This is a genomic window from Nitrobacter winogradskyi (assembly GCF_006539545.1).
GTDB lineage: Bacteria > Pseudomonadota > Alphaproteobacteria > Rhizobiales > Xanthobacteraceae > Nitrobacter > Nitrobacter winogradskyi_A.
The window spans coordinates 1-20,837 of sequence record NZ_BJNF01000018.1 but is presented as its reverse complement, the minus strand read 5'-3'; the positions used below and the strand labels follow the sequence as shown (position 1 = coordinate 20,837).

Sequence of the window (20,837 nt, the reverse complement as noted above, 5' to 3'; positions counted from 1 at the left end):
ACGATGCTCTCAGCCGTCACTCGGCGGCGACGGTGGTCGAATTATTCCACGCGTAAGGCTTAAGCTCCGGATTGATGTCCGTTTGCCCGAGATTGTTGGCGAAGTTGCACAGCGTCGCCAGACTGACGCCGAGCACCACTTCTAGCGCGTTGGCGTCGTTGAAGCCGGCGGCGCGGAACGCGTTCAATTCGGCATCCTCGACGCGGCCACGGCTGCGGATCACAGCGCGGGTGAAGTCGGCTACGGCATTGAGGCGCGCATCCGGCCCATGCTCGCCGTCGCGCAGCGCATTGACGGTAGCGTCCTTCAGGTCAGCCTTCTTATAGGCGATCGCGGTGTGGCCAGCGACGCAGAAGCCGCAGCCATGGGTCGTGGCCGCCGTGATCTGAACCGCTTCGCGTTCCGCCAGCGTCAGGCCCGCGCGCGCGTTGATGCCGCTCACGGTCTGATAGGTTTCCAGCGCGGTCGGCGCGTTGGCCAGAAGTCCGATCAGGTTGGGCAGGAAGCCGTTCGCCTTCTCGGCATTCTGGACTCGCTCCCTAGCGGCTTCGGGAGCTGTGACGGCGGTATGAACGGGCAGACGTGTCATGTGCGTTCCACTGTTGGCATCGACCCAAGCGGGCCGGCGCGAAGAGCGGCGATCACCTCGGTCAGGTTATGAAAATTTGATGTGATGATGGTGGAGCAGGTGTCCAGTCCGGACAAGCCGTCTGGAAAAATAACGAGAAACGGCCTGCTTTGCCGATAACCGGGAGAATGCGGCTGTTTTCATCAACCAGCAAAGTGGGAGATTATTTCAAGATCAAAGATGACGCTCTCCCTCAGGCGTCTTTCGTCCGGAATGCGCCCCTTCTCCGTCCGCCCAACCCATCGACAGCGCTTCCCTCGCCGCCGTGAACGTTGCAGCAAGGTTGCACTGACCTCTGCCGCAGCCAGGAGATCGTCACGCGTCAGACTCGAACGATATAAGCGTCCGCTTATATGTCTCCCATGCGCCCGCAAGACATCCTGATGCCCGATGCCGCTGGATTGTACTGCAAACCCGGCGGCTTCCACATCGATCCGGTGCGGCCGGTGGACCGCGCGATCGTCACCCACGGCCATTCCGATCATGCCCGGCCCGGCCATGGGGCGGTGCTGGCGACACCGGAAACGCTCGACATCATGCGGCTGCGCTACGGCGATGATTTCGCGGGCTCCGCGCAGGCGATTTCCTATGGACAAGAGATCAGGCTGGGCGATGTCGCGATCATGTTCCATCCCGCGGGCCATGTGCTGGGCTCCGCGCAGATCGCGGTCACGCATGGCGGAGTCCGCATCGTCGTCTCGGGCGATTACAAGGATGCCGGCGACCCGACCTGCACGCCGTTCGAGATCGTGCCGTGCGATGTCTTCATCACCGAGGCGACTTTCGGGCTGCCGGTGTTCAGTCATGGCGATGCGGCGTTGGAAACAGCAAAGCTGCTGGCGTCGGTCGTGCTGTTTCCGGAACGAGCACATCTGGTCGGCGCTTACTCGCTCGGCAAGGCGCAGCGCGTGATCGCGCTGGCCCGCGAGGCCGGATACGACGCGCCGATCTATCTGCACGGCGCGATGGAGAAGGTGACGCAATATTATCAGAGCCGCGGCATCGCGCTCGGTGACCTGCGGCCGGCCAGGGGTATGAAGAAAGCCGATCTTGCGGGCACCATCACCCTGGCGCCGCCCTCGGCCACGGCCGATGTCTGGACGCGGCGATTTCCTGATCCGGTGAGAGCCTTCGCGTCGGGCTGGATGCGCGTACGCGCGCGAGCGAGGCAGCGCGGCGTCGAACTGCCTCTGGTCATTTCCGATCATGCCGATTGGAACGGCCTGACCCGCACCATCGCCGCGACCGGGGCCGGCGAGATCTGGGTGACGCACGGTCAGGAAGATGCGCTCGTGCATTGGTGCAGGGCGCAAGGTCTCGCCGCGCGCCCGCTGGCATTGGTCGGCTATGGCGATGAGGACGGCGAGCAGGATGCGGTGCCTTTCTCCGGCGGAGAGGACGGTTCGTGAATCGCTTCGCCGAACTTCTCGACCGCCTCGCCTACGAGCCCGGCCGCAACAACAAGCTGCGGCTGATGACGGCCTATTTTCGCGAGACGCCGGACCCTGATCGGGGCTACGCACTGGCGGCGCTCACCGGCGCGTTGTCGTTCAAACACGCCAAGTCAGGTTTGGTCCGCGACCTGATCGCCACGCGCGCCGATCCGGTGCTGTTCGCGCTTTCTTATGACTATGTCGGCGATCTTTCCGAGACGGTGGCGCTCATGTGGCCACAACAGCACCCTACGGACGCCTCGTCCGTTCTCCCCGCCGTTCGCGGGAGTGGAACTGAGAAGGCAAAGGAAACAGGTCACGTTCGTCATTGGCCTTCTCCGACTCTTACCGACGTCGTCACCACGCTGCGCACGCTCGGCAAGGCCGAACTGCCGGCGCAACTTGCACGCTGGCTCGACCAGCTCGACGAGACCGGACGCTGGGCGCTCTTGAAACTCGTCACCGGCGCGATGCGGATCGGCGTTTCCGCGCGGCTGGCCAAGACCGCCGTGGCCGCGCTTGGGAGCAGGGATGCGCATGATGTCGAACTGATCTGGCCGGGCCTCGCGCCGCCTTATCCCGATCTGTTCGCCTGGCTGGAGGGCCGCGGCGACAGGCCGGTCAATCGCGCCCCCGCGCCGTTCCGGCCGGTGATGCTGGCGCACGCGATCGAGGATGCTGACTTCGCGCGTCTGGATGCCGCCGATTTCACCGCCGAGTGGAAGTGGGACGGCATCCGGGTGCAGGCGGTGAGCGGCCGCGATGCGCACGGCAATGTCGAGACGCGACTTTATTCGCGCACGGGCGAGGACATCACGCGCAGTTTCCCGGATCTGCTGCCCTCGTTGCGGCGCGAAGGTTCTGTCGAAGGAAGGCTCAACGACTCGCGAGAATCGGTCGGCGCTTTTCGGCAGCAGGCTTTCGCCATCGATGGCGAGCTGCTGGTGGTGCGCGATGGACGGGTGCAATCGTTCAACGTCCTGCAACAGAGGCTGAACCGCAAAGCGGTGACGCCCAGGCTGATGAAGGAGTTCCCCGTTCACCTGCGCGCCTACGATCTGCTCGCCGACGGCGACAATGATCTGCGCGAGTTGCCGTTTGAAGACCGGCGGCGGCGGCTTGTTGATTTCATCGCCGCGCTTGACGACCCGCGTATCGACCTTTCGCCGCAGGTCTCCTTCGCCACATGGAGCGATCTCGCGGCGATCCGCGCCGATCCGGCCGAGGCGGGCGCTGACGCCGACGCCGTCGAAGGCGTCATGCTAAAGCGCCGGGACGCGCCTTATATGCCGGGACGCCCCAAGGGTCTGTGGTGGAAATGGAAGCGTGATCCGCATGTCATCGACGCGGTGCTGATGTATGCGCAGCGCGGCCACGGCAGGCGCTCGTCCTATTACTCTGATTACACCTTCGGGGTCTGGACCGCAGGGGAGGAGGGCGAGCGGCTGGTGCCCGTCGGCAAGGCTTATTTCGGCTTCACCGACGAGGAACTGCTGCGGATCGACCGTTTCGTCCGTCGTAACACCACCGAGAGCTTCGGCCCGGTGCGCCATGTCCTGCATGAGCCTGATCAGGGGTTGGTGCTGGAAATCGCCTTTGAGGGCTTGCAGCGTTCGGCCCGGCACAAATCAGGGGTGGCGATGCGTTTTCCGCGGATCAACCGATTGCGCTGGGACAAGCCGCCGCGCGAGGCGGATCGGCTGGAGACGCTGGAGCGGATGCTGGCCTCCGAAGCCACCAGATCAAACGGCCGTTGACGGCAGAACGGTGGTTCCCCATCTGCCCCACACTGATTATGTTGCGCGGGTCCTTGTGCCCGCAGGAGAGCCTTGATGCCGAACGATGACACCCGGAATTTGCGCGCCAGCCACGATAGCCTGTCGCGTTTCCTGGGCGGCTCGCCGCTGGCGGTTGCGTTTCGCCTGATTTTGCTGTCGACGCTGGTCGGCGTGATGCTCGCGGCGATCGGCTTCGATCCCTGGAATATCGTGCAAAGCATTCGCCTGCTGGTCGAACGCGTCTGGGATCTCGGCTTCGATGCGATCAACGGATTGTGGCGCTACTTCCTGCTCGGCGCTGTAATCGTGATCCCGATCTGGCTGCTGTCACGCCTGTTCGGCGCGCCGCGCGGGCGTTAGAGCATGATCCCGAAAAGTGGGCACCGGTTTTCGGATAAGATTATGCTCAATCGAAAAAGCATGATCCCGAAAAGTGGATACCGGTTATTCGGATAAGATCGATCTCGATCAAACAGTTGGCTACACCGGCCAGTCTTGCGCCGTGATGGTCGCGGCGTCAGCGCCGATGATCTCCGATAGCGAATCGCGTCCGGTTCGCAGCAGCGTCGACATCAGATCACGCTTGATGGCGTCGACAAGGCCAAGGCCCTTGTAGACCAGCGACGAGTAAAGCTGGATCAGGGTGGCGCCGGCGCGAATCTTGGTCAGCGCCGCGCCTCCGGAATCGATGCCGCCGACGCCGATCAACGGAAACGCGCCCTCGGCGCGCACATAGGTCTCCGCCACCATCCGGGTCGATAGCTGGAACAGCGGTCGTCCCGACAGCCCGCCCTGTTCTTTCGCGCGCGATTGATCGCGCAGCGTCGAGGGCCGCGCAAGGGTGGTGTTGCCGACGATCATGCCGTCGATGCGGCGCGATCGCGCGGTGTGAACGACGTCGTCGAGTTCCGCCAGCGTCAGGTCGGGCGCGATCTTGAGCAGCACCGGTGTGTCGCCGGCATTCTGCCGGACGCGCTCGCGGGCGTCGATCACCTTCGCCAGCAACTCGTCGAGCGCCGCCGCCTGTTGCAGGTTGCGCAGGCCGGGGGTGTTGGGCGACGACACGTTCACGGTGAAGTAGCTCGCCACCGGGGCAAAGATTTCGATCAGCCTGACATAGTCGGCGATGCGATTGGCCGAATCCTTGTTGGCGCCGATGTTGACTCCGACGATGCCGCCGGAATGCGCGCGGGCCGCGAGCCGGCGAAGCACGGTGTGGGCGCCGTCGTTATTGAAGCCCATGCGGTTGATGATGCCCCCGTCGCGCTCGAGCCGGAACACGCGGGGACGGGGATTGCCAGGCTGCGCTCTTGGCGTGACCGAACCGATCTCGACGAAGCCGAAGCCGAGTTTCAGCAGCGCGTCCGGCACCTCTGCGCTCTTGTCGAAGCCGGCGGCGAGGCCGATCGGGTTGGGAAAGTTCAGGCCGAAGGCGCGAACCGCCAGTTTCGGATCGTCGGCGCGCTGGCGTATCGGCGGCAGAAGCCGCAGTCCCTGGATCGCCATGCGATGCGCGTCCTCCGGATCGAGCCAGCGCAACAGCGGCAGCGAGAGGTTGTCGAAGGCGCGTATCACGGCGCAAGTTCCGGAATATCGTGATATCCGTCCGCTCGCGCGGGCATGTCCAGTACGGCCGTGACATGGCGCAGATCGAGTTCGCCATAGAGGTGCGGAAATGGTTCGCCTCCGCGCGAGATTTCCCAGCGCAGCGCTTCGCCCAGTCCATCGGCATCGATCGCGATCAGGAGCAGCCCGGTCTGGCCGAAGAAGTGCTTGCGGGCCGTGCCTTCGAGCTGAGTGGCGGTGGAAAAATGAATGAAGCCGTCGCGTAGATCGTCGGCGCTGCCGCGAAAAACGCCGTCCCGCTCGGCCTGCCGCCAGGCCGAATCCGGGCAGATTTTGTAGATCGTGCGCACGCGTGTCCTGAGCCCGTCGTTGCGCTACCCGTACTGGAAAGCGCATGATCCCCTTGCTGCCCGCTAAAATTGCGGCAGCTCATGGGTGACCGTATCGGCGGCTCGCCCGTACTTCAAGAGCCGCATTTTATCCGTGGCGCAATTGCAGGCTTGCTCCCGTTGAGGTAATAATTCCTAACTCTTGAGCGAACTCACTGCCGCGGAATCAGGACGCGCCTCATGGTCATGCTGACACACGCCCAGATATGGACGGCGCTGGACCGTCTCGCGGAGCGCGCCGGCCTGTCGCCATCGGGCCTCGCGAGAAGGGCGGGGCTCGACCCGACCACCTTCAACAAATCGAAACGCATCACCGGCGACGGGCGCGAGCGATGGCCCTCGACCGAGTCGGTGGCCAAGGCGCTGGCCGCGACCGGCACCGCGATCGACACCTTCGTGCAATTCATCGAAGACACGGAGCGAGCCGCCAAGGCGGTGCCGCTGCTCGGTTTCGCGGAAGCCGGCGCCGGCGGTTATTTCGACGATGGCGGTTTTCCCGTGGGCAAGGGCTGGGACGAGGTGGGGCTGCCTTGCGTCAATGACGAGCACGCTTATGCGCTGGAGATATCCGGAGACTCGATGAAGCCGGCCTATCGTGACGGCGATGTCATCGTGGTCTCGCCGGGGACGCCGATCCGGCGTGGCGATCGCGTGGTGGTGAAGACCAGGGACGGCGAGGTGATGGTGAAGGAACTCAAGCGCCGCACCGCCAGGACCATTGAACTGCAATCGCTCAATCCGAGCCACGCCAACCGCACGCTGCCCGCTTCCGAGGTGGAATGGATCGCGCGGATCGTGTGGGCAAGCCAATGACTCTTTCTTCCTCTTCCGCTTGCGGGAGAGGTGAAGAACCAGCGGGATTTCTACAAGCGGCTCGACTTACGCCACCGCGCCGTCTTTCCTGTTCTGACGGTTCTTGACGAGATCATCGACCACGGCGGGATCGGCCAGCGTCGTGGTGTCGCCGAGGCTGGACGGCTCGTCCTCGGCGATCTTGCGCAGGATGCGGCGCATGATCTTGCCCGAGCGGGTTTTTGGCAGGCCCGGCGCGAACTGGATCAGGTCGGGCGAAGCGATCGGGCCGATGTCCTTGCGCACCCAGGCGACCAGTTCCTTGCGCAGCGTCTCGCTCGGCTCCACGCCCTTCATCAGTGTCACGTAGGCGTAGATGCCCTGGCCCTTGATGTTGTGGGGGTAGCCGACCACGGCCGCCTCCGACACGCTCTCATGCGCCACAAGCGAGCTTTCGACTTCCGCCGTGCCCATGCGGTGGCCGGAGACGTTGATGACGTCATCGACGCGGCCGGTGATCCAGTAATAGCCGTCGGCGTCGCGGCGGCCGCCGTCGCCGGAAAAGTATCTGCCCTTGTAGGAGGAGAAGTAGGTCTGCTCGAAACGGGCGTGGTCGCCGTAGACCGTGCGCACCTGGGCGGGCCACGATCTTGCGATGCACAGGTTGCCGCTGCATTCGCCTTCCAGGATATTGCCGTCGGCATCGACGATCTCGGGCGCGATCCCGAAGAATGGTTTTGTCGCGGAGCCGGGCTTCTGCGCGATCGCGCCCGGCAGCGCCGAGATCATGATGCCGCCGGTCTCGGTTTGCCACCAGGTATCGACCACCGGGCAGCGGCCGTCGCCGACCACGCGGTGGTACCATTCCCACGCCTCGGGGTTGATCGGCTCTCCGACCGAGCCGAGCAGGCGCAGGCTCGCGCGCGAGGTTCTCTTCACCGGCTCGTCGCCCGCCTGCATCAAGGCGCGGATCGCGGTCGGGGCGGTGTAGAAGATGTTGACCTTGTGCTTGTCGATCACGTTCCAGAAACGGGACGTGTCGGGATAGTTCGGAACGCCCTCGAACATCAAAGTGGTCGCGCCGTTCGCCAGCGGTCCGTACAGGATGTAGCTGTGGCCGGTGACCCAGCCGACGTCGGCGGTGCACCAGTAGATGTCGCCGTCGTGATAGTCGAAGACGTACTGGTGCGTCATCGCCACGAACACCAGATAGCCGGCGGTGGTGTGCAGCACGCCCTTGGGCTGTCCGGTCGAGCCCGAGGTGTAGAGAATGAACAGCGGATCTTCCGCGTTCATCGGCTCGCACGGGCATTCGCTTTCGACCACGGCTGCGGCCTCATGATACCAGACGTCGCGCGTCGGATTCATGTCGACATTGCCGCCCGTGCGCTTGACGACGATCACCCAGTCGACCTCGCCGTTGACCTTCTCGATCGCGGCGTCGACATTGGCCTTCATCGCGATGGTGCGGCCGCCGCGCAGGCCCTCGTCGGAGGTGATGATGACGCGGGATTTGCAATCGCGCAGGCGGCCCGCGATGGAATCCGGGGAGAAGCCGCCGAACACCACCGAGTGGATCGCGCCGATTCGCGCGCAGGCGAGGATCGCATAGGCCGCTTCCGGAATCATCGGCAGGTAGATGGTGACGCGGTCGCCCTTCTTGACGTTGCGCAGCCGCAGGATGTTGGCCATCTTGCAGACTTCGTCGTGCAGTTCGCGATAGGTGATGCGCCTCGATTGCGAGGGATCGTCGCCTTCCCAGATGATCGCGGTCTGGTCGCCGCGTTTTTCCAGATGGCGGTCGATGCAGTTGTAGGCGGCGTTGAGCACGCCGTCCTCGAACCATTTGATCGAGACCTTGCCGAGTTCGAACGAGGTGTTCTCGACCTTGGTGAAGGGTGTGATCCAGTCCAGGCGCTGCGCCGCCTCGGACCAGAATCCGTCCGGATCCTTGATCGAACGCGCGTACATCTCGCGATATTTGGCGTCGTCGACCCAGGCCCGCCTGGCCCAATCCGCGCTTACGTCATAAATCTTGTCGGACATTGTTTTGCTCCACCGCAGGACCGGGCCCGGAACCAAAGGCAGGTCCGTCTTCACCGTTGCAACGATTATGCGTCGCGGTGTGCGGCGGCGACAAGCCGTCAGGTTGAATTCTCATTCAACTGTGTTGAGCCCCAATCCGGCCTGGAGCACTACTTCACGTCACCCGCCCCTATAGCCCGCCCATCTTGCAGACCAGCTTCCATTCCGCGGGGGTCACCGGCTGCACCGACAGCCGCGAATATTTCACCAGCGCCATGTCGGCCAGTCGCTTGTCGGCCTTGACGGCGGCGATGGTCACCGGCGTCTTCAGCGGTTCGTTCGCCTTGATGTCCACGCAGACGAACCTGGCGGTCTTGTCGGTAGGGTCGGGGTAGGCCTCGCGGATGATTTCGGCGATGCCGACGATCTCCTTGCCCTCGTTGGAATGATAGAAGAACGCTAGGTCGCCCTTCTTCATGGCGACGAGATTCTGCCGCGCGGTGAAGTTGCGCACGCCGGTCCAGGGCTCGCCTTTGGCGCCCTTCGCCACCTGCTGCTCCCACGACCATGCCGAAGGCTCCGATTTCACCAGCCAGTAGGCCATTACTATCCCTCTCCCCGGAACGGCCGCGTCAGCAGATTGTCGATGGCGCCGTCGATCGTCGATCGGCCGGCGAGAATGGCCGCGACCGCCTGCGCGACCGGCATCTCCACGTCGTGGGCTGCCGCCAGTTCGAGCAGCGCCGGCGCGGTATGCGCGCCCTCGCTCAGTTTGTCGCGCGGCGCCGGCTCGCCGCGCCCCAGCGCGATGCCGAGCGAGAAGTTGCGCGACTGCGGGCTTGAACAGGTGAGGATGAGATCGCCGAGGCCGGACAGACCGGCCAGGGTTTCGCTGCGCCCGCCGCAGGCGCATCCGAGGCGGACCAGTTCGCTGAATCCGCGCGTGGTCAGCGCCGCCAGCGCCGACGCGCCGAGCTGCTTGCCGACGACGATCCCGGCCGCGATCGCCAGGACGTTTTTGGCGGCGCCGCCGATCTCGACGCCGCGTACGTCGGTTGTATGATAGGGGCGGAAGGCGGCCGAGCCGAGCGCGTGAACCAGCGCGACCGCCAGCGCTTCGTCCTTCGCCGCGAGCGTCACGGCCGTCGGCAGCCCCCTTGCCACGTCGTCGGCAAAACTCGGTCCGGACAGGATCGCGGGGACCGCATGTGGCGCGGCTTCTTCGATCACCTCGGTCATGAAGCGCCGCGTACCATGCTCGACGCCTTTGGCGCTGGCGATCACGGGAGTTCCGGGTGAAAGATGCGCTGCCAGTGCGGCGACCGCCGCGCGCGAATGTTGCGCGGGCACCGCGATGATGACGATATCGGCGCTGCTGGCAGCGGCGATGTCATGCGTCACGACGATGCCGCGGTCGAGCGGAATGCCGGGCAGGCGCGGATTGTCCCGTGTCGCCGAGATCTGTGCGGCGACGGCGGCGTCGCGCGCATACAATGTGACCTTCCGGCCCGCGCGCGCGGCGACGCCGGCCAGGGCGGTGCCCCAGGCTCCCGCGCCGATCACGCAAACGCGGTTGAACGGTTTCATCGCGGCACCGCCTTCAAAATCCGGCGCGGGTATTGGCGAAGCCTGCCGGCGCCTGCGCCTTGGCATCCAGCAGCCAGCGGGCGCGCGGAGGCGTTTCAAGCGAGTCCGTCAATCCCGTCGCCAGCCGTTCGGCGCCGGCCCATGCGATCATGGCGCCATTGTCGGTGCAAAGGGCCGGCGGCGGGATGATGAGCGTGGTCCGCGCCCTCGCGGCAATGCCTTCGAGCGAGGCGCGGATCGCCTGATTGGCGGCGACGCCACCGGCGGCGACCAGCGCGCGCGGCATCCCGAACCGTTCCTGAAACAGCCTGAGGCCGACGCCGAGCCGGTCCGCGGTGGCTTCAAGCACGGCCGCTTGAAATCCGGCGCAGAGATCGCTGATGTCCCGCGGCTCCAGCGGATCGATGCGGGCGGCTTCGTTGCGCACGGCGGTCTTCAGCCCGGAAAGCGAGAAGTTGGCGTCGGGGCGCCCAAGCATCGGCCGCGGGAAGTTGAATCGCGTCGCATCGCCGCTGGCGGCCGCGCGCTCGACCTGCGGGCCGCCGGGATAGGGCAGGCCGAGCATCTTCGCGACCTTGTCGAAAGCCTCGCCCATGGCGTCGTCGACGGTGGTGCCGAGCCGGACATAGTCGCCGACGCCGAGCACCGCGACGATCTGGGTATGGCCGCCGGAGGCGAGGAATAGGCAGTAGGGGAATTCGAGCCGGCTGGTCAGCCGCGGCGTCAGCGCGTGGGCTTCGAGATGGTTGACCGCGATCAGCGGCGTGCCATGAACCAGCGCGATCGCCTTGGCCGTGGTCAACCCCACGATGACGCCGCCGATCAGGCCGGGACCGGCGGCGGCGGCGACCCCCGACAATTGCTGGAAACCGACGCCTGATTCCGTCATCGCACGGGCAATGAGGCCATCGAGCAGTTCGACATGGGCGCGGGCCGCGATTTCCGGAACCACGCCGCCATAGGGGGCGTGTTCTTCGGTCTGCGAGCGCACGATGTTGGAGAGAATCCGGGCGCTGCCGTCCGGGAGACGCTCGACCACGGCGGCGGCGGTCTCGTCGCAGGTGGTCTCGACCCCTAGCACCAGCATCGATCTATCGCCCCTATATATGGGCCTTGCGTTATTGGGCAAACCAGCGTTTCCCTGTTCCTTCTTCGCGTAGCATTATGGGGTCCTGGCGTGCAATCCTCGGACGAGACAGACATTCTGGCAACGATCGGTACCCGGGGCAGCCCGCTGGCGCTGGCGCAGGCGCACGAGGTACGGGACCGGCTGGCGCGCGCGCATCAGGTGGCGCCCAAGCGAATCGCCATCAAGACCATCCGCACCTCGGGCGACGCCATTCAGGACCGGCCGCTGTTCGATGTCGGCGGCAAGGGACTTTTCACCAAGGAGATCGAGGAAGCGCTGCTCGCCGGCACCATCGACTTCGCGGTGCATTCGTCCAAGGACGTGCCGACATTCCTGCCCGACGCGACCTGGCTGCCCGCCTTTCTGCCGCGCGAGGACGTGCGTGACGTCTTCATCAGCCCGCACGCGAGTTCTTTGAACGATCTGCCGGCGGGCGCGACGGTCGGCACGGCCTCGCTGCGGCGGCAGGCGATGGTGCTGAAGCTGCGTCCCGACCTGAAGGTCAATTCGCTGCGCGGCAATGTCGAGACGCGCTTGCGCAAGATTACGGCTGGAGAAGCCGACGCCACGCTGCTCGCGCTCGCCGGCTTGAACCGGCTGGGATTGCAGGACAAGGCGACACGCATTCTGGAGACCGACGAATTCCTGCCGGCGGTCGGTCAGGGCGCCATCGCCATCGAGTCGCGGCGTGATGATGACCGCATCAACGCGTTCGTGAAAGCGATCGGCGATCCTGAAACGGAAGTGGCGCTGAGCGCGGAGCGAAGCTTTCTGGCGCTGCTCGACGGCTCCTGCCGCACCCCGATCGGCGGCCATTGCCGCGTGAACGGCGACCGCATCGATTTCCGCGGTCTTATCATCTCTCCCGACGGCACGGAATTCTACGAGACCTCGCGCGAAGGCGCGCGCGCGGATGCCGCCGCGCTCGGTGCGGACGCGGCGCATGAACTGCGCGAGCGAGCCGGTGAAAAATTCTTCACCCTGTTTGCCGGAGCGTGAAGGCGTGGCGGTTCTCGTCACACGGCCTGAACCGGACAATGAAACCACGGGCTCGGCGCTGCGTGCGATGGGGCGCGAGGCGCTGTTGTCACCGGTGTTGCGCTTCGAGGCGGTTGCTTTCGAAATCGACCGGGACGCGAATTATGGCGCGGTCATTGTCACCAGCGCCAACGCGCTGCGCGCGCTCGCCGTCCATCCGGGGATTGAATCGCTGCTGAAGCTGGCCGTGTTCGCGGTCGGTCGTCACACCGCCGAGGCCGCGCGCCGGGTCGGCTTCCAGGATGTGGTGGCGGCGGCCGGAGACGCCGCGGCATTGTGCGAACTCATCGTGAAGCGTGTCCGCGCGAAATCCCTGCCGAAGGGCGCCAGGATTCTCTATCTTGCCGCGGCTGACCGCTCTTGCGATCTCGCGGGGAAGCTCGAAGGGCACGGTTTGGCCGTCGAGACGACGACATGTTACCGGATGGCGCCGGTGGCGAGCCTGTCCCGCGAGGTCTGTGACGCTTTCGCCGCGCACCGGATATCAGCGGTGCTGCATTACTCGCGCCGCAGCGCCCGTGCGTTCCTGGATGCTGTCCGGATCGGGGGCGTCGAGATATCGGCTCTGGCGGTCCCGCAATGTTGCATCTCGGGCGCGGTCGCCTCTGTTCTGCGGGATGCCGGCGCCCCCCATGTGGTGGAGGCCAGCGCTCCGGCGGAGGAAGCCGTCCTGGAGGCGTTGGATTGTGCATTGCGGCCGCCGTCGCAGTAAGACGTGCGTTACGGCCGTAATCGCGATAAACAGGGAGAAGGGGTCTCGAATCGATACTCGATGTGTCGCCGCAATGGGGAACCGTGACGATGGCAGATGACAAGCATGACGACGCCTCCCGGGAGACAAACTCACGCCCGCTTTCCACAGGCGACGAAACGACTGGAACCTCCGAGGCGGCGGATCGCGACGTTCAGGCGGATGCGGGTGAAACGGCCGGCGATCACCAAAGCGAGGATTGGCCGTTTACGACGCCCCCCGCTTCGGCCGCGGATGACAGAGAGGACGACTTCTCTCAGGACAGGGGCTGGCAGGATCAATCCTCGGCCGCTGACCGCGAGACCGACCAGAATTCTGAGGCGGCGGGCGATGCCGGGGTCGGCGGAGCGGCTGGCGATCAGCCGTCCGGCGAGCAGCCGGTTGCTCCGCGTTCTCCGTCCCGCGCGTCGTCGGCCCTGATCGCCGCCGTGACCGGTGCCGCAACCGCTGGGATTGTGATTGGCGGCGCATGGCTGGCGGGCTGGCCGCCGCCACCCTCGGCTTCACCTCTCGCGTCGTCAGCGTCGGTCTCGTCAACTTCGGCGCCGCAAGTAAGTTCGGCGGAATTCGGCGCTCTCGCGAGCCGGGTGGACCGGATCGAATCGACGGCGAGCAAGGCGGCCGCATCGCCGCTCGATCAGGCCACGGCGGAGCGCATCGAGACGCTGGACAAGTCGGCTGCATCCTTGCGTGAGGAACTGACGACGTTGCGCGATGAGTTGGCGTCGGTACGCGGCCAGTCCGACAGGTTGGCCGCGACGCTGAAGGACGGAACCGCCGCGCCGAGGAACGACGGCGAGACGCCGTCTGATGTTGCTTCAACGGACCTCGCGCCTTCCGATCTTGCGGCTATCAGCGCGCGCCTTGCGCAGACCGAACAACAGATCGAGCAGATGACGCAGAACCTCACGGCTGAGATAGCCCGGCGTGATGCGGAAACAGCCAGGCGTGACACGGAGTCAGCCCAGAATGGCGAGCAGACAGCCAAGTCCAAGCAGGCGGCTTCGACCGACGATGGACCGCTTCGGCAGGCCGTTGCGGCGACGCTGCTGAATGTCGCCGTGCGTCAGGGGCAGCCTTATGGGGATCTGTTGACGGCATTCAGGACGCTGGTCTCCGAGCCGGATACCTTGAAACCGCTGGAGACGTTTGCCGAGTCCGGGGTGCCGAGCGCGAACGCGTTGTGTCGCGAACTTCTTGCGATCGTTCCGAAGCTCGAGCCGCCGCCGGTTAGGCTCTCCTCCGCCAACGACATCGTGAACCGGCTGCAGGAAAGCGCCGTGCGTCTGGTGCGAATCGAGCGCCTGGACACCGCGCCGGCCGGAGAATCCGCCGGCGCCGTCGTCGCGCGCATCAAGGTGGCGGCCCGTCACAACGATGTCGCCACCGCGAGAAAAGAACTGAATAACCTTCCGCCGACCGATCGTACCGCCGCGGAGTCCTGGATCGCCAAGGTCGACGCCCGCGATGCTGCTCTTGAAACTGCGCGTCAATTCGCCTCCGAAGCGATGGCCGCGCTGGCCAAACCGGCGCCATAGGTTCCAGATGTTGCGGATCATCCTGTTTCTCGTTCTTATCGCTCTCTCTGCATTGGGCGCCACCTGGATCGCCGATCAGACCGGCACGATCGTTCTGTCATGGGACGTCTGGCGGATCGAGACGACGCTCCCGGTGTTCGCACTCGGGCTCGGCCTGCTGATCGTTGCCTCGCTCCTGGTCTGGAGCGTCGTGCACGGGTTGTGGCAGGCGCCGACACGTATGCGCCGCGCCCGCCGGGAGCGGCGGATCGCGCGCGGCAGGGACGCCATCACGCGGGGTCTGCTCGCGATCGGTTACGGCGATGCCGCGGCCGCCCGCAATCATGCCAAGGCCGCCCGGCGTCTGGTGTCGAACGATCCGCTGGCGCTGCTCCTGCACGCCCAGGCCGCGCAGCTTGACGGGGATGCGGACCGCGCGCAACGCGCTTTCCGGACCATGGCCGAACGCACGGATACACGGCTATTGGGCTTGCGAGGGCTTTTCATCGAAGCCCAGCGTGCCGGCGATCCGGCGGCGGCGGTAGCGATCGCGGAGGAAGCGCTCAAGACCTCGCCATCCTCGATATGGGCTTCGCAAGCCGCGCTCGGCTTCCGTTGCGCCAGAGGCGACTGGACCGGCGCGCTCGCCATCCTCGACAAGAACGTGGCGTCAGGCCGTATCGACAAGGCGCTGTATCGCCGTCAGCGCGGCGTGCTGCTGACGGCGAGAGCGTTGGAGCTTGAAAAGTCCGATCGCGACCTGTCGCGCCAGACCGTGATGGAAGCGGTGAAGTTCGCGCCGACGCTGATTCCGGCCGTGGTGCTTGCGAGCAAGTATCTGAGCGAGGCGAATCAGATGCGGCGCGCGATGCGTCTCATCGAAACTGCCTGGCTCGTCCAGCCGCATCCTGATCTCGCCGATGCCTATGCGCATGTGATGCCGGGCGATTCAGCGCTGCAGCGGTTGGCGCGCGTGGAGAAACTGTCGGAGAAGGGGCCCGGTCATCCGGAAAGCGCGATGGCGATTGCTCGCGCGGCGATCGATGCCAGCGAATTCGCGCGGGCCCGCGAAGTTCTGGAGCCGCTGATCGCAGCGCCGACGCAACGCGTTGCGATGCTGATGGCCGAAATAGAGCACAACGAGCACGGCGACAGCGGGCGCGCCCGCGCCTGGACGTTGCGCGCCGTGCGTGCCCTGCACGATCCGGTATGGACCGCGGACGGGTACGTGTCTGACCACTGGCGTCCGGTTTCGCCGTTAACCGGGCGGGTTGACGCGTTTCAGTGGCAAACTCCCTTGTCGGCCTTGCCTTCGAGCAGGCCTCCCTTGGTCGAGGCGGAGGTTTCGGACCAGATCGCGGAAGATGCGCCGCGCGTCGAAGCCTTGCCTGCCGCGACCTCTACCGGGGATTTCAAGGCTCAAGACAGCGTGATACCCCCGGCCGGAGTCGAAGCCGCATCGTCTGGAACGATTGCCATGCCGGACGAGACCGCATCGGCCGATGACACGCCATCAGAGGAAGTCAACAAGTCCGGAGCGATTCCCGACGTGATCCCGATCGTTCGTGCACCGGACGATCCGGGCGTCGATGATGACGGTCCCCGCAATGACGGGTTTGTCGAGGACGATACGGCGGCGGCGCGCCAGGCGGGAGGATTGCGCGGGCTGCTGTCGCGCCGGGGGAACTGAGGTAGTCGCCGGGACGGCGTTTTTTGCCGGCGGCGCGGCGGCCGGGTCCTTGCCAAGGGGGATGGTGCCCGATATCAGAGGTCCCGCGCGCCGGGCCGGGTCCGGAGCTGCACAAGAATAGCCGCTTTAGCTCAGTTGGTAGAGCACATCATTCGTAATGATGGGGTCAGGTGTTCGAGTCACCTAAGCGGCACCACTTCCTTCATCGTGCGATCTGGAGGATATTGGCGCTGATGGTTGCCGTCGATACAGGCGGATTTCACTCTGACCCGATGGAGCGCGCCAATGATCCGTTTTGCCGTCATTCTATCGCTTCTTCCGCTGCTCGCCGTTATCGGCGTGGCGTCGGCGCAGACCGCCACGGAAAAAAGTAACTCCGGTTGCGCGCGCGACGTGGCCAAATATTGCCGGGCCCAGATGAACGATGGCGACATGGTCGTTCTCTCGTGTTTGAGGGCACATCGTGCGAAGCTGAGCAAAAAGTGCGCCAGGACCCTGGCGGTGCACGGCCAATAGAACCAGGCAGCGCGTTTTGCCGAAGTGTACTCCGGTTGCGAGGAGCCCTGGCGAATGGTGCATGTTCCGCGTTGCGCGCGCGTCTTGAACTCACCGGTACGACATTTCAGAAAGGACGTCAGGCGAACCGATGCTTGATAGATTGCGCCATTTCATCGTTGACGTCATATCGCCCGAAGCGCCGGAAACCCGGTCGTTCGACGAAACAGGCTGCAAGCTTGCCGCGACAGCGCTGTTCATCCATATCATTTCGCTCGACGGCGCGCCTTCCGACGTGGAAATCCGTAAACTGCATGAACTCATCGAAACCCGCTTCGGATTGGATCCCGGCACAGCCAACAAGCTGATTACGTCGGCAACCCTGGCGGAAGGCGAGGCGGTCGATCTCTACCAGTTCACCAGCGTGCTAATGCGTTCGCTGAATGACGAGGACCGCTTGCGCATCGTCGAAATGATGTGGGAACTGGTGTATGCGGACGACCACGTCAGCGAGTTCGAGGAGAATGTCGTGTGGCGCGCCGCCGATCTGCTGGCCATTTCCTCGCGCGACCGTATCAAGCTCAAGCATCGCGTCGGCAGCAGGCGCTCGGCGCCTGATCCTGCGACCTGATCCGGGAATCTGGGGAACGCACCGCCGAGTGCGGTGAACCGGATTCAGGCCCGGTCGTCGCCCCGAACCTTGATCGTCCCCTCCAACAGTTTCAAGAGCGCAGATCGTGATCCATCCGGTGACACTGATAACAGGCGCTTCCTCCGGGATTGGCGCTGAGTTCGCGCGGGTGTTCGCCGCGCATGGGCACAGGCTGGCGCTGGTCGCCCGGCGCGCCGATCGCCTCCATGCCCTCGCGGCTGAAATCGTCGCATCGGGGCGCATGGCTCCGATCGTCATTCCCTGCGACCTCGGCGAGAAGGGCGCGGCGGAGAGGATCGCGGCGGCGCTCACCGCCGAAGGTGTCGAGGTCAAGTATCTCGTGAACAATGCCGGCTACGGATTGTCCGGTCACGCCGCCGAACTGGATCACGCCGATCAACTGGCGATGATCGACCTCAACGTCCGGGCGCTGACGGATCTGTCGCTGCGATTTTCCGAAAGTCTGATCCGGCTGCGGGGCGGCATTCTCAACGTCGGGTCGATCGCCGGATTTCTGCCGGGGCCCGGCATGGCCGTCTATTATGCGTCGAAGGCCTATGTTCTGTCATTCAGCGAGGCGCTGCGGGGTGAACTCGGTCCCCGCGGCGTCCATGTCACCGTGGTCTGCCCTGGCCCAGTCCCCTCTGAATTTCAGGCGCGGGCGGGTGTGAAATCCAGTTTCCACTCTTCGATCCTGCAGGTATCCGCAAAGGATGTCGCTCTCGAAGGCTATCGAGGGCTGATGGCAAACAAGAGGGCGGTGCTGCCGGGTCTGGGAGTCAAAATGCTGCCGTTGCTGCTTCGGTTGGTTCCGCGCGATGCTGTCCTGCGGGCTGTCGCAGGGTTTCAGGCGCGAAGACGGCTGTGAGGCTTCATCGGCCTGCGCGTCCTGGGTACAGGCATCGCGGGTACCGACGAAAATGTCGCGGTTGTACCGAAGAAAATCAGGCAGGTTGGACGGGGCGGCCTATTGGTGGAGCCAGGCGGGATCGAACCGCCGACCTCGTCATTGCGAACGACGCGCTCTCCCAGCTGAGCTATGGCCCCGTTTGCGATCGGCGGCGAAAGAACGCTGCTGCGACCGAAACGCCGCCATTTACAGTCCTCGCCAACGGCAAGTCAAGAACGGCCGAAAGTATTGCGTTTTCGAGCGAAGCGGGATCCGGGCCGCGTGAAGAAAACGCGTCAATACATAAAGATAGAGTTCTTCACCGCTTCCATGAAGCGGTGAAGGGCTCAAGCGCGATCCGGGGCTTCAAGCCTCATTTGCCCTGCCTTCTCTTGTTTAGCGGGAACCAAAACGATATTTAGCAGGCTCGTGCTCCGAATTTGGGGGTCGTCGCCGAGGCTTGGCAACCGGGCAGCGAAACTTCGGATGGTAGGGACACAGACCAGTGCTCAAAGGGTCTTTCCGCTTTTGACGGAAATCGGAAGCGGGGCTCTCAGATTTCGACTTCACGCGTTTTCTTCACGCGAACCGGTACCCACTTCGCTCGAAAACGCTATAGTGTGGCTGCAATTCGGAGGTTCTCTTGACGGACGTTTGGCAAGGTGAAGAACTATTCGAACCGCCACGCCATATACCGGTGGTCAGATCCTGACATTCGCATCCGGTTTCACCGAGCCTTCCGAACGCCAGAATCGAACACCACTGGCAAATGAGTCGCGAAGGTCAAATCCATTCCACTGGTCGTATTCACGATCAAACCCGCGAGCTGATCCGCCATGCGCGCCATACTGGATATCGTCCTTATCATTCTCGACCTCTATGTCTGGCTGTTGATCGCCTCGGCGATCCTGTCATGGCTGATTGCATTCAATGTGGTGAATACCCGCAATCAGTTCGTCGGCGCGGTGGCTGAATTTCTGGAGCGGATCACCGAACCTCTGCTGGCGCCGATCCGCCGATTATTGCCGAATCTCGGCGGGCTCGACATTTCTCCGATCATCCTGATCCTGATCATCCTGTTCATGCAGCGGGTCATCACCTATTACATCTATCCTGCCGTGTTCTGATCGGCCGCCGGTGGAGCCGTGGCGGTATTCTTCGCAGGGCCTCAGCATCGCCTTGCGGGTAACGCCGCGCGGCGGCCGCGACGCGATCGACGGCATTGAGATGCTGGCGGCCGGCCGGCCGGTGGTGAAGGTTCGCGTACGCGCCGTCGCCGATGGCGGCGAGGCCAACCGCGCTGTCACCGCGGTGCTGGCCAAGGCGCTGGGTGTGCGGAAAATCGATGTCCGGATACTCGCGGGAGCAACCTCGCGGCTGAAACAGGTCGCGGTCGAGGGCGATTCGGTCCAGCTCGGCAACCTTCTGCGCGCATTGACAGCGGCTCAACCGAAATAGCCTGAACTGGGGATCAGCATGGCGGCCAGTCTCATCGATGGAAAAGTCATCGCCGCCGATTTGCGCGCGCGGGTGGCCGTTGAAGTGGCGCGGATGAAGCGCGATCACGGACTGACGCCGGGCCTCGCCGTGGTGCTGATAGGCAACGATCCGGCGAGCGAGGTCTACGTCCGCAACAAGCACAAACAGACCCAGGCCGCCGGCATGGCGTCGTTCGAGCACATGCTGCCCGCGGATGTCGCACAGGCCGATGTGCTGGCGCTGATCGCTGAACTGAATGCGAATCCCGCCGTTCACGGCATTCTGGTTCAACTGCCGCTGCCGAAGGGGCTCGATACCGAGGCGGTCATCGCCGCCATCGATCCGGCCAAGGATGTTGATGGGCTGCATCCCCACAACGCCGGCCGTCTCGCCGGCGGCCTGCCTGCGTTGTCGCCCTGCACGCCGCTTGGTTGCATCATCCTGACCAAAAGCGTGCATGCCTCGCTCGAAGGTATGGACGCCATCGTGATCGGCCGCTCCAATCTCGTGGGACGGCCGCTGGTGCAGTTGCTGCTCAATGAAAACGCCACGGTGACGATCGCGCATTCGCGCTCCCGCGACCTGCCCGACCTATGTCGCCGCGCCGATCTGGTCTATGCGGCGGTTGGCAGGGCTGAAATGGTGCGCGGCGACTGGCTCAAGCCGGGCGCGACGGTAATCGATGTCGGCATCACGCGCGTGCCGGCAGCCGAGGGCAAAACGCGGTTGATCGGTGACGTGGCGTTCAATGAGGCGATGCAGGTCGCGGGGGCTGTGACGCCGGTACCCGGCGGTGTCGGACAGATGACCGTGGCCTGCCTGCTGGTCAACACGCTGCGCGCGGCCTGCGCGATCAGGGGGCTGCCTGCGCCGGGGGTGTAGACAGCTTTTTGACAAAAGGCTTCGCACGCCGACCCCGGCGTACAACGACACTGGCGCGGCTAGAGCGTTTTCAAGCGAAGCATGTCCTCGGGCTTACCCGAGGATGGATGTGCGGCC

General features: G+C 64.6%; 21 protein-coding genes and 2 tRNA genes. 15 read left to right on the top strand and 8 right to left on the bottom strand.

Annotated features, from left to right (window positions below):
* Positions 1-16: 16 nt before the first annotated feature.
* Positions 17-589 carry a carboxymuconolactone decarboxylase family protein gene (locus tag NWI01_RS03840; RefSeq protein ID WP_141382621.1) on the bottom strand — a complete coding sequence of 191 codons (573 nt, stop codon included), beginning with the start codon at positions 587-589 and terminating at the stop codon, positions 17-19.
* Between the two features lie 401 nt (positions 590-990).
* Here NWI01_RS03840 and NWI01_RS03835 point away from each other — a divergent pair, with 401 nt between their 5' ends.
* The 3 genes from NWI01_RS03835 to NWI01_RS03825 all read left to right on the top strand — a co-directional run bounded on the left by NWI01_RS03835 (position 991) and on the right by NWI01_RS03825 (position 4,199).
* A complete protein-coding gene (locus NWI01_RS03835) occupies positions 991-2,037 on the top strand; it encodes a ligase-associated DNA damage response exonuclease (protein WP_141382645.1) in 1,047 nt (348 codons plus the stop codon).
* A complete protein-coding gene (locus NWI01_RS03830; protein WP_141382620.1) occupies positions 2,034-3,818 on the top strand; it encodes a cisplatin damage response ATP-dependent DNA ligase in 1,785 nt (594 codons plus the stop codon). Before NWI01_RS03835 ends, NWI01_RS03830 begins: the two co-directional genes overlap by 4 nt.
* 75 nt (positions 3,819-3,893) lie before the next feature.
* Positions 3,894-4,199, top strand: coding sequence for a DUF6460 domain-containing protein (locus NWI01_RS03825; protein ID WP_141382619.1), 306 nt, complete (start codon positions 3,894-3,896; stop codon positions 4,197-4,199).
* A 120-nt stretch (positions 4,200-4,319) separates the two neighbouring features.
* Here NWI01_RS03825 and NWI01_RS03820 read toward each other — a convergent pair whose 3' ends face one another.
* Positions 4,320-5,414: a quinone-dependent dihydroorotate dehydrogenase gene (locus tag NWI01_RS03820; RefSeq protein WP_141382618.1), complete on the bottom strand. Its 1,095-nt coding sequence runs from the start codon at positions 5,412-5,414 to the stop codon at positions 4,320-4,322.
* On the bottom strand, positions 5,411-5,755 hold the full coding sequence (locus tag NWI01_RS03815; protein WP_141382617.1) for a DUF952 domain-containing protein: 345 nt from the start codon (positions 5,753-5,755) through the stop codon (positions 5,411-5,413). Before NWI01_RS03815 ends, NWI01_RS03820 begins: the two co-directional genes overlap by 4 nt.
* A 225-nt stretch (positions 5,756-5,980) precedes the next feature.
* Between NWI01_RS03815 and NWI01_RS03810 the strand changes: the two genes are divergently transcribed.
* A complete protein-coding gene (locus tag NWI01_RS03810) occupies positions 5,981-6,607 on the top strand; it encodes a S24 family peptidase (RefSeq protein WP_141382644.1) in 627 nt (208 codons plus the stop codon).
* 66 nt (positions 6,608-6,673) lie between these two features.
* Here the strand turns inward: NWI01_RS03810 and acs are convergent, their stop codons facing one another.
* The 4 genes from acs to tsaD form a co-directional block, all read right to left on the bottom strand.
* Complete coding sequence (acs, locus tag NWI01_RS03805) at positions 6,674-8,632, bottom strand: acetate--CoA ligase (protein WP_141382616.1); 1,959 nt, start codon at positions 8,630-8,632, stop codon at positions 6,674-6,676.
* A 169-nt stretch (positions 8,633-8,801) separates the two neighbouring features.
* Positions 8,802-9,215: an EVE domain-containing protein gene (locus NWI01_RS03800; RefSeq protein ID WP_141382615.1), complete on the bottom strand. Its 414-nt coding sequence runs from the start codon at positions 9,213-9,215 to the stop codon at positions 8,802-8,804.
* Between the two features lie 2 nt (positions 9,216-9,217).
* Positions 9,218-10,198 (bottom strand): NAD(P)H-dependent glycerol-3-phosphate dehydrogenase, encoded by a 981-nt coding sequence (locus NWI01_RS03795; RefSeq protein WP_141382614.1) that lies wholly within the window; start codon positions 10,196-10,198, stop codon positions 9,218-9,220.
* 13 nt (positions 10,199-10,211) lie between these two features.
* Positions 10,212-11,285: a tRNA (adenosine(37)-N6)-threonylcarbamoyltransferase complex transferase subunit TsaD gene (gene tsaD, locus NWI01_RS03790; RefSeq protein ID WP_141382613.1), complete on the bottom strand. Its 1,074-nt coding sequence runs from the start codon at positions 11,283-11,285 to the stop codon at positions 10,212-10,214.
* Between the two features lie 90 nt (positions 11,286-11,375).
* Here tsaD and hemC point away from each other — a divergent pair, with 90 nt between their 5' ends.
* The 8 genes from hemC (at position 11,376) to NWI01_RS03750 (ending at position 18,338) form a co-directional block, all read left to right on the top strand.
* Positions 11,376-12,326 (top strand): hydroxymethylbilane synthase, encoded by a 951-nt coding sequence (gene hemC, locus NWI01_RS03785; RefSeq protein WP_141382612.1) that lies wholly within the window; start codon positions 11,376-11,378, stop codon positions 12,324-12,326.
* A 4-nt stretch (positions 12,327-12,330) separates the two neighbouring features.
* Complete coding sequence (locus NWI01_RS03780; RefSeq protein ID WP_141382611.1) at positions 12,331-13,077, top strand: uroporphyrinogen-III synthase; 747 nt, start codon at positions 12,331-12,333, stop codon at positions 13,075-13,077.
* Positions 13,078-13,166: 89 nt separating this feature from the next.
* Positions 13,167-14,654, top strand: coding sequence for a COG4223 family protein (locus tag NWI01_RS03775; protein WP_141382610.1), 1,488 nt, complete (start codon positions 13,167-13,169; stop codon positions 14,652-14,654).
* Between the two features lie 7 nt (positions 14,655-14,661).
* Positions 14,662-16,323 (top strand): heme biosynthesis protein HemY, encoded by a 1,662-nt coding sequence (locus NWI01_RS03770; RefSeq protein ID WP_141382609.1) that lies wholly within the window; start codon positions 14,662-14,664, stop codon positions 16,321-16,323.
* 120 nt (positions 16,324-16,443) lie between these two features.
* Positions 16,444-16,519 (top strand) — tRNA-Thr (locus tag NWI01_RS03765).
* A gap of 89 nt (positions 16,520-16,608) precedes the next feature.
* Positions 16,609-16,839 (top strand): hypothetical protein, encoded by a 231-nt coding sequence (locus NWI01_RS03760; protein WP_141382608.1) that lies wholly within the window; start codon positions 16,609-16,611, stop codon positions 16,837-16,839.
* Between the two features lie 130 nt (positions 16,840-16,969).
* Complete coding sequence (locus NWI01_RS03755; protein ID WP_141382607.1) at positions 16,970-17,449, top strand: tellurite resistance TerB family protein; 480 nt, start codon at positions 16,970-16,972, stop codon at positions 17,447-17,449.
* 106 nt (positions 17,450-17,555) lie between these two features.
* Positions 17,556-18,338 (top strand): SDR family NAD(P)-dependent oxidoreductase, encoded by a 783-nt coding sequence (locus tag NWI01_RS03750; RefSeq protein WP_141382606.1) that lies wholly within the window; start codon positions 17,556-17,558, stop codon positions 18,336-18,338.
* Positions 18,339-18,441: 103 nt separating this feature from the next.
* On the opposite strand, the gene NWI01_RS03745 is transcribed toward NWI01_RS03750, so the two are convergent.
* Positions 18,442-18,517 (bottom strand) — tRNA-Ala (locus NWI01_RS03745).
* Between the two features lie 678 nt (positions 18,518-19,195).
* Between NWI01_RS03745 and NWI01_RS03740 the strand changes: the two genes are divergently transcribed.
* From NWI01_RS03740 to folD, 3 genes are read left to right on the top strand one after another with little or no spacing between them, the layout of a single operon-like run.
* Positions 19,196-19,486 (top strand): YggT family protein, encoded by a 291-nt coding sequence (locus NWI01_RS03740; RefSeq protein WP_011313809.1) that lies wholly within the window; start codon positions 19,196-19,198, stop codon positions 19,484-19,486.
* Between the two features lie 10 nt (positions 19,487-19,496).
* Positions 19,497-19,817 (top strand): DUF167 domain-containing protein, encoded by a 321-nt coding sequence (locus NWI01_RS03735; protein ID WP_141382605.1) that lies wholly within the window; start codon positions 19,497-19,499, stop codon positions 19,815-19,817.
* An 18-nt stretch (positions 19,818-19,835) separates the two neighbouring features.
* The gene (folD, locus tag NWI01_RS03730) at positions 19,836-20,720 is read left to right on the top strand and encodes a bifunctional methylenetetrahydrofolate dehydrogenase/methenyltetrahydrofolate cyclohydrolase FolD (protein ID WP_141382604.1); all 885 of its coding nucleotides are present in this window, start codon (positions 19,836-19,838) and stop codon (positions 20,718-20,720) included.
* Positions 20,721-20,837: the final 117 nt, after the last annotated feature.

Bases quoted from the DNA above. Each gene is read 5' to 3' on its own strand.
- NWI01_RS03840 (WP_141382621.1), bottom strand. From the start codon at position 589: ATGACACGTCTGCCCGTTCATACCGCCGTCACAGCTCCCGAAGCCGCT.
- NWI01_RS03835 (WP_141382645.1), top strand. From the start codon at position 991: ATGCGCCCGCAAGACATCCTGATGCCCGATGCCGCTGGATTGTACTGC.
- NWI01_RS03825 (WP_141382619.1), top strand. From the start codon at position 3,894: ATGCCGAACGATGACACCCGGAATTTGCGCGCCAGCCACGATAGCCTG.
- NWI01_RS03810 (WP_141382644.1), top strand. From the start codon at position 5,981: ATGCTGACACACGCCCAGATATGGACGGCGCTGGACCGTCTCGCGGAG.
- acs (WP_141382616.1), bottom strand. From the start codon at position 8,632: ATGTCCGACAAGATTTATGACGTAAGCGCGGATTGGGCCAGGCGGGCC.
- NWI01_RS03800 (WP_141382615.1), bottom strand. From the start codon at position 9,215: ATGGCCTACTGGCTGGTGAAATCGGAGCCTTCGGCATGGTCGTGGGAG.
- NWI01_RS03795 (WP_141382614.1), bottom strand. From the start codon at position 10,198: ATGAAACCGTTCAACCGCGTTTGCGTGATCGGCGCGGGAGCCTGGGGC.
- tsaD (WP_141382613.1), bottom strand. From the start codon at position 11,285: ATGCTGGTGCTAGGGGTCGAGACCACCTGCGACGAGACCGCCGCCGCC.
- NWI01_RS03775 (WP_141382610.1), top strand. From the start codon at position 13,167: ATGGCAGATGACAAGCATGACGACGCCTCCCGGGAGACAAACTCACGC.
- NWI01_RS03770 (WP_141382609.1), top strand. From the start codon at position 14,662: ATGTTGCGGATCATCCTGTTTCTCGTTCTTATCGCTCTCTCTGCATTG.
- NWI01_RS03760 (WP_141382608.1), top strand. From the start codon at position 16,609: ATGATCCGTTTTGCCGTCATTCTATCGCTTCTTCCGCTGCTCGCCGTT.
- NWI01_RS03755 (WP_141382607.1), top strand. From the start codon at position 16,970: ATGCTTGATAGATTGCGCCATTTCATCGTTGACGTCATATCGCCCGAA.
- NWI01_RS03740 (WP_011313809.1), top strand. From the start codon at position 19,196: ATGCGCGCCATACTGGATATCGTCCTTATCATTCTCGACCTCTATGTC.
- folD (WP_141382604.1), top strand. From the start codon at position 19,836: ATGGCGGCCAGTCTCATCGATGGAAAAGTCATCGCCGCCGATTTGCGC.